This window comes from Streptomyces sp. C1-1, from assembly GCF_050214755.1.
Classification (GTDB): Bacteria; Actinomycetota; Actinomycetes; order Streptomycetales; family Streptomycetaceae; genus Streptomyces.
Map to the genome: position 1 here is coordinate 5823237 of NZ_CP189826.1, position 13788 is coordinate 5837024.

The following is a 13788-nucleotide window of genomic DNA, read 5'->3' on the forward strand; positions in this document are numbered from 1 at the left end:
GCGAAAAGCGCTCACATGGTCACGAAAGCCGCGGTGAGCAACGCGACCCCCGACCCCGCCATCACCCACGCGAGCCGCGTCCGCCGCAGCCCCCCGGCCACCACCACCGACGCCAGCAACAACGCACCGCCCAGCGGAACCCACGCGTACAGCACCCCGGCAGGACCCGACCGCACCACCTCGTCGCCCCCGGGCATCACCACCACCGAGTACGACCGCCCCTTCCGCACGGCGGCCGTCTTCTCGATCACCACCCGCGTACGCGCCGGTGAGCCCTGAACGAGCGGCGTGAACGGCCCCGTACAGGTCTGCCCACCACACCGCGTCACCTCGACCGTGCCGCGCTCCCGCCCCTTGGTGAGCATCACGTACGGAGCGGTCCGCCACGACCCCCACACCCCGGCGACCAGAATCAGCACCGCCACCGCACCCATCACCACGACCCGCCCGAACCGCAGCGCGGTACCGGAGACCTGACGGGCCTGACGGGAAGAGGTGGCGGCAGTGGCGGGCATGGCCGGGATCATTGGCCATGCCTGAGCGCTCGGTCAACTCACGTGGGGGACAAGTCAGGAGTTGTACGTGCTTTGCGCCCGCTCAAGACCCTCGATCACCAGGCACTCCACCGCGTCCGCGGCCCGGTCCACGAAGTAGTCCAGCTCCTTGCGCTCCGCGGAGGAGAAGTCCTTCAGCACGAAGTCCGCGACCTGCATACGACCCGGCGGCCGCCCGATCCCGAACCGCACCCGGTGATAGTCCGCCCCGAACGCCTTCGTCATCGACTTCAGCCCGTTGTGCCCGTTGTCCCCACCACCGAGCTTCAGCCGCAACGTGCCGTAGTCGATGTCCAGCTCGTCATGGACCGCCACGACATGCGCGACCGGCACCTTGTAGAAGTCCCGCAACGCGTTGACCGGACCACCCGACAGATTCATGTACGACATCGGCTTGGCCAGGATCACCCGCCGGTTGGCCGGCCCCGGAGGCCCGATCCGCCCCTCCACGACCTGGGCCTGCGCCTTGCCCGCCCGCTTGAACCTCCCCCCGATCCGCTCGGCCAGCAGATCGGCCACCATGAAACCCACGTTGTGCCGGTTACCGGCGTACTCCGGCCCCGGATTGCCGAGCCCGACGACCAGCCAGGGGGCGTTGGAGGGGGTGGTCACGTCCATGTCTCCTCATATACGCGCCAGCCGCTGCCCCGAAAGGGAACAGCGGCTGACGAAACGACGATCGATCCGTGCGGATCAGGCCTCGGCGACGGCCTCTTCGCCCTCGGACTCCTCGCCCTCGGACTCCTCCGCCTGCGCGGCCAGGACCTGCAGGACGACCGCGTCCTCCTCGACGGCCAGCGTGGTGCCGTTCGGCAGCGTGATGTCCTTGGCGAGGACGGAGGCACCGGCCTCCAGGCCCTCGACGGAGACCGTCACGGCCTCGGGGATGTGCGTGGCCTCGGCCTCGACCGGCAGCGCGTTCAGGACGTGCTCGAGCAGGTTGCCACCCGGGGCCAGCTCGCCCTCGGTGTGGACCGGGACCTCGACCGTGACCTTCTCGCCACGCTTGACCAGCTGCAGGTCGACGTGCTCCAGGAAGCCCTTGATCGCGTCACGCTGAACGGCCTTCGGGATCGCCAGCTCGTTGCTCTTGCCGTCGATGTCCAGGGAGATGAGGACGTTCGGCGTACGCAGCGCCAGCAGCAGGTCGTGGCCCGGAAGGGTCAGGTGCAGCGGGTCGGAGCCGTGGCCGTACAGCACACCGGGAACCTTGTTGTCACGGCGGATACGGCGGGCGGCACCCTTGCCGAACTCGGTGCGCGTCTCGGCGCTGAGCTTCACCTCGGACATGTGGATCACTCCTCGTACAGGTAGTTGCGGACGTGGTCACCCGGCCACGAACGGCCTGCTACGAAGAGCGCGTCGATAACGGACCACCGAACCCCTGGAAAACGGGGACGGCCTCCCTCGCCGAGCAACTGGAGCAGTCTACTCGGCGCGGGAGGCCGCAGAAAAATCGATCATGCAGAAGCGTTTTTACGGCTCACTGCTCGTCGAACAGGCTCGTCACCGAACCGTCCTCGAACACCTCACGCACCGCACTCGCGATCGTCGGCGCGATCGACAGCACCGTGATCTTGTCCAGCTCCAGCTCGCTCGGCGTCGGCAACGTGTTCGTGAACACGAACTCGCTCACCTTCGAGTTCTTCAGCCGGTCCGCCGCCGGACCCGAGAGCACACCGTGCGTCGCCGTCACGATGACGTCCTCCGCGCCGTGCGCGAACAGCGCGTCCGCCGCCGCGCAGATCGTGCCCCCCGTGTCGATCATGTCGTCGACCAGGACACACACCCGGCCCTTCACCTCACCGACCACCTCGTGCACGGTGACCTGGTTGGCGACGTCCTTGTCCCGGCGCTTGTGCACGATCGCCAGCGGCGCACCCAGACGGTCGCACCAGCGGTCCGCGACCCGCACCCGGCCCGCGTCCGGCGAGACCACCGTCAGCTTGTTCCGGTCGACCTTCGCCCCCACGTAGTCCGCGAGCAGCGGCAGCGCGAACAGGTGGTCCACCGGACCGTCGAAGAAGCCCTGGATCTGGTCCGTGTGCAGATCCACGGTCAGAATCCGGTCCGCACCCGCCGTCTTCATCAGATCGGCGATCAGCCGCGCCGAGATCGGCTCACGGCCACGGTGCTTCTTGTCCTGCCGCGCATAGCCGTAGAACGGCAGGATCACCGTGATCGACCGCGCCGAAGCCCGCTTCAACGCGTCGATCATGATCAACTGTTCCATGATCCACTTGTTGATCGGAGCCGTGTGGCTCTGGATCAGGAAACAATCCGCACCACGAGCCGACTCCTGGTACCGCACATAGATCTCGCCGTTGGCGAAGTCGAAGGCCTTCGTCGGGACGACCCCGACACCCAGCTGCTGGGCGACCTCCTCGGCAAGCTCGGGGTGGGCGCGGCCGGAGAAGAACATCATCTTCTTCTCGCCGGTCGTCTTGATCCCGGTCACAGCTGTCTCCTCAGAGGTGTCTCAACTGGGTGTGCACTTATCACCGTACGCCGTGTCGAAGGCGTCCGATTCCGGTCAGTCTTCGCTCTCGACCTGCCGAGACGCCGCCTCGGCCGCCTTCGCCGCCGCGCTCCCCGGACGCTTACGAGCCACCCAACCCTCGATATTCCGCTGCTGACCACGGGCCACGGCCAGCGAACCGGGCGGCACATCCTTCGTGATCACGGACCCGGCGGCGGTGTACGCACCGTCCCCGACCGTGACAGGAGCCACAAACATATTGTCCGAGCCGGTACGGCAATGCGACCCGACCGTGGTGTGGTGCTTCTCCTGCCCGTCATAGTTGACGAACACGCTGGCAGCACCGATGTTCGTGTACTCACCGATCGTCGCGTCCCCGACATAGGAGAGATGAGGCACCTTCGTGCCCTCACCGATCACGGCGTTCTTGGTCTCCACATACGTACCGATCTTGCCCTTCGCACCCAGCCGAGTGCCCGGCCGCAGATAGGCGTACGGCCCCACGGTCGCATCCGGCCCCACCTCCGCACCCTCCGCCACCGTGTTGTCCACCCGGGCACCCGCACCCACCCGCGTGTCCCTCAGCCGGCTGTTCGGCCCCACCTCGGCACCCTCACCCAGATGCGTCGAGCCATGCAGCTGAGTACCGGGATGCACGACCGCGTCCTGCTCGAACGTGACGGTCACGTCGACCCACGTCGTCGCCGGATCGATCACCGTCACACCGGCCAGCATGGCCCGGGTCAACAACCGGTCGTTCAGAATCCGCCGCGCCTCACTCAACTGCACACGGTTGTTGATACCGGCGATCTCCCGATGATCGGCCGCCACACACGCACCCACCCGGTGCCCCGCCTCACGCAGTATGCCGAGGACGTCCGTCAGATACTCCTCACCCTGACTGTTGTCCGTACGGACCTTCTTCAGCGCGTCGAACAGCAACTGACCGTCGAACGCGAACACACCCGAATTGATCTCACGGATCGCCCGCTGCGCCTCGGAGGCGTCCTTGTGCTCGACGATCCCCGTCACCGCACCGCTGCCCCCGTCCCGCACGATCCGCCCGTAACCGGTCGCGTCCGGGACCTCGGCGGTCAGCACCGTGACGGCGTTCGCGTCGCCCGAGTGCGTCGCGGCGAGCCGCGTCAGCGTCTCACCGCTCAGCAGCGGGGTGTCCCCGCACACGACGACCACCGTGCCGTCCACACTGCCACCGAGGGACTCCAGCGCGATCCGCACGGCGTGCCCGGTGCCGTTCTGCTCCGCCTGCACCGCGGTGCGCACCCCGGGGTCGATCTCGCCGAGGTGCGCGGCCACCTTCTCCCGCGCGTGGCCGACGACGACCACCAGGTTCTCGGGGTCCAACTCTCGGGCGGCGGCGAGCACATGCCCGACCAGGCTGCGGCCGCAGATCTCGTGCAGGACCTTCGGTGTGGCCGACTTCATACGGGTGCCCTCACCCGCTGCGAGAACGACGACGGCTGCCGGGCGAATGGCGCTCACGGGGTGGCCCTTCGGCTGTGGAGGAGGTGGGGACATCCGAAGGATACCGGGGCGTTTCTTGGGGGACATGAGAGCGGGCCCTGACGGTGCTGTCAGGGCCCGAACGTAGGTCTTGTGTGCTGGGGCTCCCCCGCAAGGATTCGAACCTTGTCCTGCTGGTACCAAAAACCAGTGTGCTGCCAGTTACACCACGGGGGACAGCGAGTCAGACCTTACCGGAGACGCGCTGTGCTGCCAGCAACTATCCCGTTCCACCAGCCTTCGATGCGGCAGTACAGTTCCGCTCCGCGCAGGACCCGAAGGACAAGGCAGCCGCGATAGTCGTCGCCGATGTTCTTGCGCACGGTTTTGGGGTTGTGTTTCTTCAGCGTTGTCCTCTGCAGGGCGGATGCGTCGATGCCGACAACGCCTGCCCAGTACCTCTCTGCACCGTCAACGTCCGCGCTCTCGTGGATCATGACCCGGTACACGAGGCGCTCACGAGGCACGCCCAGCAAGTCGAGCCAGGCGAGGAAGACCTTGATCACGGCCGGATCGCTGTTGACGAAGTTGACCACCTCACGGCGCTGATACGGCTTGCTCTTCTGTCCCTCGGCCCAGTAGAGCGCGACGCCGACCATGAACAGGTCCCGGTCGGAGAGTTCGCCGATCTCCTGCCTCGCGCCGTCCTTGACGCGTCTGCGTTCCTCGTTCTGTGCCTCGCGCAGGCGCGTCAGCCCGGCCTGCATCAGCTCCCGCTGCTCCTCCGGTGTGTAGCGGGGCTCAGGCTTCGGCAGGTCCCGTACCCACAGGGAGATCGAGCTCCTGGAGCAGCCCAGTTCCACCTGGATCCGGTCGTACGTCCAGCCCTGGAGGCGGAGTTCGCGGGCTCTGGTTCTCAGGTCGTCCTTCGCGTTCGGGCGCTTGGTCCATTCGGGAGGGGGTTCGCCCTCCAGGAGGCGGTTGAGGATGTCGTTGTTGTGGACGTGGAGCCGGTCGCGGATCTGGCGTCGGCTGAGTCCCTCGCGTCGCAGCGCGACCGCCCGTTCGCGGAGGTCCTCGAAGTCGGCGTACTTGCCGTTGGAATGTGCCATACGCATACCGTCCGGGCGGAATGATTGCTTCCGGTGTCGAACGGTGAGCGATTCAGCAGTTCGAGGGAAAGCGGGTCGTTTCGTGCTCGTCCGGTCACGGAAGGTGGTGTAGGCCAGTCGCGGAAACTCGCCGGAAAACCGGCCGGGAACGCCCGTAGGCTGGAGGCATGACCACGACGGGGGAAGACCACGCCGCGGCCCGGGGAGGGCCGTGGTGGTGGGCGAGGTGGCGCAGCGCGGCGTTGGATGTGGGGTTGGCGCTGGCGTCGGCGTTGGAGTGTGCGTTCGAAGGTGTGCGGTTCGCGCGGGACGCGGGGATTCCCCTGGCCGCGGGGGTCGTCTTCGGGGTGCTGGCCGGTTCGGCGCTGTTGGTGCGCCGGCAGTGGCCGATCGCCGTCGTGCTGGTGTCGATCGCCATCACGCCTGCCCAGATGGGTTACCTGATGGGCATCGTCGGGCTGTACACGCTTGCCGCTTCGGAGCTGCCGCGGCGCATCATCGGTTCCCTGGCCGGTATGTCCCTGGTGGGCATGTTGATCGTGATGTTCGTGCGGGTGCGGCAGGACATGGCGCGGGGGACGTGGGACCTGGGTGACTGGTTCGTGCCGTTCGCGGCGATCACGACCGCGATCGGGATGACCGCGCCGCCGTTGCTGCTGGGTCTGTACGTGGGGGCTCGGCGTCGGCTGATGGAGAGCCTGCGGGAGCGTGCGGACAGTCTGGAGCGGGAGTTGCAGTTGCTCGCGGAGCGTGCGGAGGAGCGCGCGGAGTGGGCGCGGAACGAGGAGCGGACGCGGATCGCCCGGGAGATGCACGACGTGGTCGCGCATCGGGTGAGTCTGATGGTGGTGCATGCCGCGGCGCTGCAGGCGGTCGCCCGGAAGGATCCCGAGAAGGCGGTGAAGAACGCCGTGCTGGTGGGGGACATGGGGCGGCAGGCGCTGACGGAGTTGCGGGAGATGCTCGGGGTGCTGCGCAGTGGGGACGGTGCCGGGGCGCGGCGGGGTGAGCATGCGGTGCCGTTGGCTGCGGTGGGGGTGGCGGCCGCGGTGGCGGCTTCGCGGGTGGTGGAGGAGGGGGAGGGGCCCTGTCTCTCGGAGCTTGAGGAGTTGATCGGGCAGTCGGCGGCCGCGGGGATGGTCGTGGATCTGTCGGTCGAGGGGGATGTGCGGTCGTACACGGCGGAGATCGAGCAGACGGCGTACCGCGTGGTGCAGGAGGCGTTGACGAACGTCCACAAGCACGCGGCGGGGGCGAAGACGTATGTGCGGTTGGCGCATCGGGGGTCGGAGATCGCGATGCAGGTGGAGAACGAGCCGCCGCCGGAGGTGGGGTCGGCGTCGGCGCGGTTGCCGTCCGGGGGGAACGGGCTGGTGGGGATGAAGGAGCGGGTGGCCGCGCTGGGTGGGGTGTTCGTGTCGGGGCCGACGGATGCGGGGGGTTTCCGGGTGTCGGCGGTGATTCCTGCGGTGGTCGCGGCGGTGTAGGGCGGTTGTGGGCCGGAGGTCGGCGTGCGGTGAGGTGGCCAGGTGGGTTGGCCTGCGGTGAGGTGGCCGGGGTGGGTCAGCCTGCGGTGAGGCGGACGGGTTCGATGCCGGAGACGAGGCCGGTGAGGGCCTGGTCGATGTCGGGGCCGAGGTACCAGTCGCCGGTGTGGTCGAGGGAGTAGACGCGGCCTTCGGCGTCGATGGCGAGGAGGGCGTCGGTCTCGGTCTCGGTGCCCAGGGGGCTGACCTCGGTGTCGAGGGCGCGGCCGAGGTCGCCGAGGGTGCGGGCCATGTGGAGGCCGTGCAGGGGGTCCAGGTGGACGGCGGTGGGGGCGATCTGGCGGCCGGGCCCCGTGGGGGCGAGGTGGAGGCCGCCGAACTCGGCCCAGGCTTCGACGGCGGCGGGGAACACGGCGTGCCGGTGGCCGGCGGGTGACTGGTGGTCCCGTAGGGCGTCGGCCCAGATCTCGGCCTGCTTTATGTCCCAGCGTCCGGGTTGCCAGCCGGCGGCGCGCAGGGCGGCGTCGACGGGTACGGGGAAGCGCGTGGTGGAGGTGCGGTCGGGGTGCATCTGCCCTTCGATCGTCGAGGTCATGGGCCGGCCGTGGGGGCCGTCTTGCGGGTGTGGGGTGGGGGAGGTGGGGGCGTCTGCCGCCGTGGGTGGCGGGGTCAGTCGTCCGTCGCCGTGGGGTCGACGATGCGTACGCCGAAGTGGGCACTGAGGGCGCTGCAGGCGCGGCAGGGTGCGGCGAAGCTGCCGTGGAGGGGGTCGCCGTCCTCGCGGATGCGGCGGGCGGTGAGTTTGGCCTGCTTGAGGGCTTTGCGTGCCTCGCCGTTGGTCATGGGTTTGCGTGCGGCGCGTTTGCTGCGTGCGGTGTCGGCGGCGGCGATGTGGCGGGAGATGAGGATCGTCTCGGCGCAGCGGCCGGTGAAGCGGTCGCGTTGGGCGCTGGTGAGGGTGTCGAGGAAGTCCTGGACGAGGGGGTGCAGCGCGGGGGGTTCCTCGCCGCGGGCGGCGGTGCCGGTGAGGGTGGCGCCGCGGACGGAGAGGGCCGCGGCGACGGTGGGGAGTATGCCGTCGCGGCGGTGGTGGAGGGCGGGCGCGGGTGTGGTGTCGGTGGCGCTCCAGCCGATGCGGGGGTCGCCGGACCTTCCCGTGTGCGCTGCCGTGTGCGGTGCCGGTTGCGGTCCCGTCTGCGTCGCGTTCATGATCGTCATCCCCTCCCGAGCATCCCCTCGGAGGAGACAGAGTGCCAAACTCCGTTGCTGGTGCGGTAGCTGGGGCGGTGCGACACGCCCGGGTTTGGGCGGTGTGTAAGGGCAGGGTGACGGCTGGTCACGGAAGCGGAGTGCGGCTGACCGGTGCCCGGTGACCGGTGTCGTCGTACCGCATAGGCTGTCGCCACCGCGATCCATGCGGTTGCCGCGTGCCGTGCGGTTGACGCGTGGAGACAGTCAGACATACGGGGTGCGGTGGCCGGAGGTGGTCATCGGGGTCCGTACAGAACGCCGCAGGGGGCAACCGCCATGACGACAGGTCGGCTCGGGCTGGGGGCACCGCCCAGCCGCCAGGCTGGGGGACACGCCGTGCCGCCGAACGCGGCGTATGCCGGGCAGGTCGTGCATTTCCCGGACCCGGTTCGGGCGGCGCGTCACCCGAGAGGGGTACGTGTCGATGAGCACGGTTACCCCGACTTCTCGCCGTACGCGCGTGCCGCCGCGGAGATCGCGGAGCCGCCGGAGGGTTTCGGGGTCGACGAGCTGAGGCTGACGGACTACGTCTCGGCGAACGCGGTGCTGTCGGCTTCGGGGCACGACCTGTGGGACACGGTGGCGTCGGTGGCGACGCCGCACGGCTGGACGTGGCATCACGTGGTGGGGTCGCGGCGGCTGGAGCTGGTGCCGGTCGAGGTGAAGGCGTTGCTGCGGCATCACGGCGGGATCGCCACGGCGGCAGTGGACCAGGGCAAGCGGGGCACGCGGCCGTTGCAGGAGACGCGGCCGGCGCATTTCGGGCTGCCGAAGTCGGGTGTGGCGGTGACGGAGGCGCAGGTGCAGGGGGTCGAGGAGGACCTCGGGTACCGGCTGCCGGGTGCGTACCGTTCGTTCCTGAAGGCGGCGGGCGGGTGCGCGCCGGTGGGGACCGCGTTGGACGCGGAGTTGGGTCTGCTGGTCGACCAGCCGTTCTTCACGGTGCGGGACGAGGCGGCGGTCAATGATCTGGTTTACGTCAACAAGTGTCTGCGTGACCATCTGACGAAGGATTACCTGGGGGTCGCGTTCGTGCAGGGCGGGTTGCTCGCGGTGAAGGTGAAGGGCGAGCGGATCGGCTCGGTGTGGTTCTGCGCGTACGACGACGCGCGGGACGTGGATCCCTCGTGGGCGCCGGCGGACCGGGTGGAGCGGCTGTTGGTGCCGTGCGGTGAGGACTTCGATGTCTTCCTGTCCCGGCTGGCGGGTTCTCCGCCGGAGTTGGAGACGGTGGCGAACCTGATGGTGGACGGCGGGTTCGCGCGTGCGGTGGCGGTGTCGTCGTCTTCGTCGTCTTCTGCGGCTGTGGGGGAGTGAGCTTCGCGATGGTGACGTTCGCGCAGGCGCAGGAGCGCGCGGAAGAGTGGATCAACGGTGACGTGCCGTCGTACCAGCATCGCGAGGTGCGGGTCCGGGAGTTCGAGCTGGGCTTCGTGGTGTGGGCGGAGGACCGTGCGGAGGGGCCGCGCTCGGACGGTGGCGCGCAGCGGCTGGTGATCGCCCGGGACAGCGGCGAGGCGACGTTGTGGCCGTCTCTGCCGGTGGGCGAGGTGATTCGCCGGTACGAGGAGGAGTACGGCCGTCCGCAGGCCGACGCGGAACCGGCGCCGGCGGCCGCTTCGGCGCGGGTGGATCTGAACCAGACGTCGTTCCTGCTGAGTCCGCCGGAGTGGTTGCAGGAGGCGGCGGACAAGCTGGGGATCGCAGATCGGCGCGGTGGGGCCGGTTCCGGCTCCGGTTCCGGCTCCGGTTCGGGTTCGGGTTCGGGTTTCGATGTCGAGGACGGGGCTGGGGTCGCTGCCGTTGCCGGGAGTGGGGCGTTGGCCGAGACGCAGCCCGGGCCGGGTGCGGCCGCCGTTCCCGAGGGGGCGACTCCCTGGGCCGGGACCGACACCAACGCCGATGCAGGCGAGGACCGTTCGGTGCCGTTGCCGGCGACCGTCTTCGCACCTCCGTTGAGCGAGGCGGGAGACGATACGCCGCCGGACGCGGTGACAGAGCTGATGTCGGGGGGCAGTGCGCTTCCGCCGACGGTGCAGGGGTCGGCGCTGCACGCGGCGGGCGGGCCGGGCGGGCCGGGCGGGCCGGGGGTGCCGGGGGCGCCTTCCTACGGTTACCCGCAGGGTGCGGGCGGCGCTGTCGCGCCGGGCACGCCCCCTCCGGGCGCGCCTGCGCCGGGTGCGGTGCCGCCGCCTCCGCCGGGTGCTCCTTCTTACGGCTATCCGCAGGCTTCCGGCGCCGCGCCGGGTGTGCCCCAGCCGCCCGGCGCTCCGGGAGCCCCGGGGGTTCCGGGTGCTCCGGGACGGTCGCTCGCGCCGAACGCCGGTGACATCGCGGACGCCGCGACCAGCAAGGCGGGGCCCCCGCCGCGCCGGAGTACGACGACGCCGCCTCCGCCGCCCCCGCCGGGCGCTCCGGGCGCTCCGGGCGCTCCGGGCGCGCGGGAGGGAAGCGCGCCGCCGCCTCCGCCCGGGCCGGGAGCGGGCGGTTACGTTCCCACGCAGCTCGTGTCGGCGCTCGGCCCCGGCGGACCGGAGGACGCCGTCGGACCGCACGCCCCGGGCGCGCCGCATCTGCCCGGCGCGCCGCAGCCTCCGGGCGCCCCCCAGCCGCCCGGTGCGCCGAACGTGCCCGGTGGCACGCCTCCGGGTGGCGTCCACCATGCCGCCACGATGTTTGCCGACCCCAGTGCGATGGGGCCGGGCGGGGGCGCGCCGCAGCCTCCGGGCGCCCCTGGTATTCCGGGCGCGCCCGGCGCGCAGTCGGCGCCTGGCGCCCCGGGTGCACCGAACGTGCCTGGCGCACCGGGAGTGCCGAGCGCCCCGGGTATGCCGGGAGCGCCGGGCGCATCCCAGCTTCCGAGCGCCCCGGGCATGCCGGGCGCCCCTGGCGCACCTCAACCGCCGAGCGCCCCAGGCATGCCCGGCGCGCCCGGCGCCCCGCAGCCTCCGGGCGCCCCTGGCGCTCCCGGAACCCCCGGCGCGCAAGGCCCTTCCGGGGGCGCGCGAGGTGCCGTTCACCACGCGGAGACCGTGCTGGCCGCGCCGCCGGTGGGCGGCCCGGGCGCGCCCCCGATGGGCCCGCCCGGCACGCCCCCGCCGCCGCAAGCCCCCGGCGAGTCGCCCGCTCCGGGCGCATCCGCCGCCCCGGGCGCCCCCGGCATGGCGCCTGGCGCCCCCGGCATGGCACCGGCCGCTCCTCAGCCGCCGATGCCACCGGCCCCGGGCGCGATGCAGCCGCCGCCGGGGCAACCTCTGCCCGGCCAGCCCGTGTCGGGCCGGCAGCCCCCGCCCCCCGGCCAGCCCCTCCCCGGTCAGCAGCCGCCGGCGTACGGCTACCCGCAGCCTCAGCCGCAGGGGCAGCCGACGGTCGGCCCCGGCTACCAGGCCGTCCTGCGCTACCGCGCGCAGGACGGTTCGGAGCAGCAGCTGATCCGGCGTTCGGCGCCGGGTATGCCGCATCCGGAGTGGCAGATCTTCCACGAGCTGCGCGGCATGAACGTGCCGCCGGACCAGGTGCTGGAGCTGCACACCGAGCTGGAGTCGTGTGAGCTGCCGGGTGCGTACTGCGCGCGGATGATCCGGGAGCAGTGGCCGCAGGCGCGGATCACGAGCATCGCGCCGTACGGCACGGATCATGCGAGCCGGCAGCAGGGCATGCAGCAACTGCTGGCGCATCAGGGCGAGTTGCACCAGGTGGCGGACGGGCCCGCGCGGCCGGCGCCGGTGCGGGCGCCGTTGCCGCCGGTGCAGTCGGCGCCGCCGGTGCCGCCGGAGGCGGTCGCGCAGGAGCTGGGCGCGGCGTTCGGGCCGGGGATCTTCCGGTTCGAGCAGCAGGCCGTGTCCCGGCAGGGTGTGCCGCCGATCGTGGCGCAGTCGCTGGTGGTGGCGGGGCTGCCGATGGACATGGGTCCGTTCTTCTGGGCGCAGGCCCAGCCGGGGCGGCCGGTGCCGACGCTCGCCGAGCTGGCGCAGGAGCGCGGGGTGCAGCCGGCCGCGGACGCCGGGTCGTACCTCGTCATGGGCAGTGACTTCGGCAAGGCGATCTGTGTGCAGTACGGGTCGGCGAACATCGTGGCCGTGCCGGTGGAGGCGGGGCCGGGCGGGGCGCCGGTGCCGCCGCAGTTCGTGAACACCGGGCTGCCCGAGTTCCAGCGTTGTCTGGCGCTGCTCGGGCGGATGTGGCGGTTGAGGTTCGGGCTGAACCAGGAGCAGGCGGGCCGTTGGACCGTCGACTTCCAGGCCCAGCTGGCCTCGCTTGACCCGGCGGCGCTGGGGTCGCCGGAGAGCTGGTGGTCGGTGCTGCTGGAGGAGATGTGGGACGGCCTGCTGTGACGTCGTGTTGACGCCCGCGTGAGTGGTTCCTCGGGCCGGGCCCGGTCGCTGTGACCGGGCCCGGCCCTTTTGCGTGCCCACGCCTCGTCGTGCCGGTGTGCGCCCCCTGACGGTGACCGGTGAGCGGAGTGTCGCGTTATGAACACTTCCGTCCTATACATCAAGATGTGCGCGCAATCATCATTTCGTGTCCGTTCGGCGCAGAGGGGTTCCAGGATGAGCAGCGCATCGGTCTCGCCCGACGGCTTCGGGGCCGTACGGGGGCGCGGTTACCGGCCCGATCAGGTCGACGCCTACGCCGCCGCCCTCTCCCGCGACCGGGACGCCGCGTGGGAACGGGCCGCCCGTCTCACCGTGCTCGCCCGGGAGATGGAGGAGGAGGCGGCGTGGCTGCGGGAGGCGGTGGCGCGGCTCGCGCCGCAGGCCTACGACACGCTCGGGGAGGGCGCGCGGCGCCTGTTCCAGCTCGCTCAGGAGGAGGCGGCCGCCGTGCGGGAGGGCGCGCGCCAGGAGGCGCAGCGCCTTGCGGAAGAGGCGCAGCAGCGTGCGGACGGCGTGCGCGACGCGGCTCAGGCGCACGCCGACACCGTGCGCGCCGACGCCGACGAACGCGCCCGCCAGTGCCTCCTCGCCGCGCGCGCCGAGGCCGACGACATCCGTGTCTCCGCCCGGCGTGAAGTGAAAGAGAGGCGTGGTGAGGCCCTGGGTGCGCTACGGGAGGTGCGCCGCCGCACCTCCGCCGAGCTCGCCGAGCAGGCCAAGGAGCTCGCGGAGCGCTGGGAGGAGGTGGAGCGGGCGGAGACCGAGCGCGTGGACGCGGCGGCGGCGCGGGAGGCCGAACGGGTGGCGCTGGCGGAGGAGGCGCTGTCCGAGGCGAAGCGGGCCTTCGGGGAGGCTGAGGAGTCAGGGCGCCGTTGCGAGGAGGAGGCACGCGCGCGTGCCGCCGAGATTCTGGCGGAGGCGCGGCTGCGGGAGGAGCGGATCGCCCGGGAGACGGAGCGCGTGCTGCGCGAGCACGGGGAGCGGTGGGACGACGTGCAGGCGCAGATGGATTTCGTACGAAGCAGTCTCACGGCGTTGACAGGGGCGACGCAGGGGGAGTGAGAG

Annotated in this window: 12 protein-coding genes and 1 tRNA gene; 4 read left to right on the forward strand and 9 right to left on the reverse strand. The window is 71.1% G+C overall.

Features of this window, described 5'->3' with window-relative positions; all coding sequences use genetic code 11:
- Window positions 1–11: 11 nt before the first annotated feature.
- The 7 genes from ACQF4J_RS26700 to ACQF4J_RS26730 all read right to left on the reverse strand — a co-directional run bounded on the left by ACQF4J_RS26700 (window position 12) and on the right by ACQF4J_RS26730 (window position 5609).
- On the reverse strand, window positions 12–527 hold the full coding sequence (locus tag ACQF4J_RS26700) for a hypothetical protein (protein WP_351565191.1): 516 nt from the start codon (window positions 525–527) through the stop codon (window positions 12–14).
- Window positions 528–569: 42 nt separating this feature from the next.
- Entirely contained in the window at window positions 570–1172 is a 603-nt protein-coding gene (gene pth, locus ACQF4J_RS26705; RefSeq protein ID WP_351565194.1) for an aminoacyl-tRNA hydrolase, read from the reverse strand.
- Window positions 1173–1247: 75 nt separating this feature from the next.
- Window positions 1248–1844 carry a 50S ribosomal protein L25/general stress protein Ctc gene (locus tag ACQF4J_RS26710; RefSeq protein ID WP_427166941.1) on the reverse strand — a complete coding sequence of 199 codons (597 nt, stop codon included), beginning with the start codon at window positions 1842–1844 and terminating at the stop codon, window positions 1248–1250.
- Window positions 1845–2037: 193 nt separating this feature from the next.
- Window positions 2038–3012: a ribose-phosphate diphosphokinase gene (locus ACQF4J_RS26715; protein WP_351565200.1), complete on the reverse strand. Its 975-nt coding sequence runs from the start codon at window positions 3010–3012 to the stop codon at window positions 2038–2040.
- A gap of 75 nt (window positions 3013–3087) precedes the next feature.
- Window positions 3088–4536: a bifunctional UDP-N-acetylglucosamine diphosphorylase/glucosamine-1-phosphate N-acetyltransferase GlmU gene (glmU, locus tag ACQF4J_RS26720; protein WP_351565203.1), complete on the reverse strand. Its 1449-nt coding sequence runs from the start codon at window positions 4534–4536 to the stop codon at window positions 3088–3090.
- 125 nt (window positions 4537–4661) lie between these two features.
- A tRNA-Gln gene (locus ACQF4J_RS26725) sits at window positions 4662–4734 on the reverse strand.
- Between the two features lie 14 nt (window positions 4735–4748).
- Entirely contained in the window at window positions 4749–5609 is an 861-nt protein-coding gene (locus ACQF4J_RS26730; protein WP_427166942.1) for a hypothetical protein, read from the reverse strand.
- A 167-nt stretch (window positions 5610–5776) separates the two neighbouring features.
- Between ACQF4J_RS26730 and ACQF4J_RS26735 the strand changes: the two genes are divergently transcribed.
- The gene (locus tag ACQF4J_RS26735; RefSeq protein WP_351565209.1) at window positions 5777–7096 is read left to right on the forward strand and encodes a sensor histidine kinase; all 1320 of its coding nucleotides are present in this window, start codon (window positions 5777–5779) and stop codon (window positions 7094–7096) included.
- 76 nt (window positions 7097–7172) lie between these two features.
- On the opposite strand, the gene ACQF4J_RS26740 is transcribed toward ACQF4J_RS26735, so the two are convergent.
- The gene (locus tag ACQF4J_RS26740) at window positions 7173–7667 is read right to left on the reverse strand and encodes an SUKH-3 domain-containing protein (RefSeq protein WP_351565520.1); all 495 of its coding nucleotides are present in this window, start codon (window positions 7665–7667) and stop codon (window positions 7173–7175) included.
- A gap of 98 nt (window positions 7668–7765) precedes the next feature.
- Window positions 7766–8314 carry a YwqJ-related putative deaminase gene (locus tag ACQF4J_RS26745; RefSeq protein WP_351565212.1) on the reverse strand — a complete coding sequence of 183 codons (549 nt, stop codon included), beginning with the start codon at window positions 8312–8314 and terminating at the stop codon, window positions 7766–7768.
- 309 nt (window positions 8315–8623) lie between these two features.
- On the opposite strand from ACQF4J_RS26745, the gene ACQF4J_RS26750 reads away from it, so the two are divergent.
- The 3 genes from ACQF4J_RS26750 to ACQF4J_RS26760 all read left to right on the forward strand — a co-directional run bounded on the left by ACQF4J_RS26750 (window position 8624) and on the right by ACQF4J_RS26760 (window position 13785).
- Window positions 8624–9664, forward strand: a complete 1041-nt coding sequence (locus tag ACQF4J_RS26750) for an SMI1/KNR4 family protein (protein ID WP_351799203.1) — start codon at window positions 8624–8626, stop codon at window positions 9662–9664.
- 8 nt (window positions 9665–9672) lie between these two features.
- Complete coding sequence (locus ACQF4J_RS26755) at window positions 9673–12681, forward strand: SUKH-4 family immunity protein (RefSeq protein WP_427166943.1); 3009 nt, start codon at window positions 9673–9675, stop codon at window positions 12679–12681.
- A 216-nt stretch (window positions 12682–12897) separates the two neighbouring features.
- Window positions 12898–13785 carry a cellulose-binding protein gene (locus ACQF4J_RS26760; RefSeq protein ID WP_351565223.1) on the forward strand — a complete coding sequence of 296 codons (888 nt, stop codon included), beginning with the start codon at window positions 12898–12900 and terminating at the stop codon, window positions 13783–13785.
- Window positions 13786–13788: the final 3 nt, after the last annotated feature.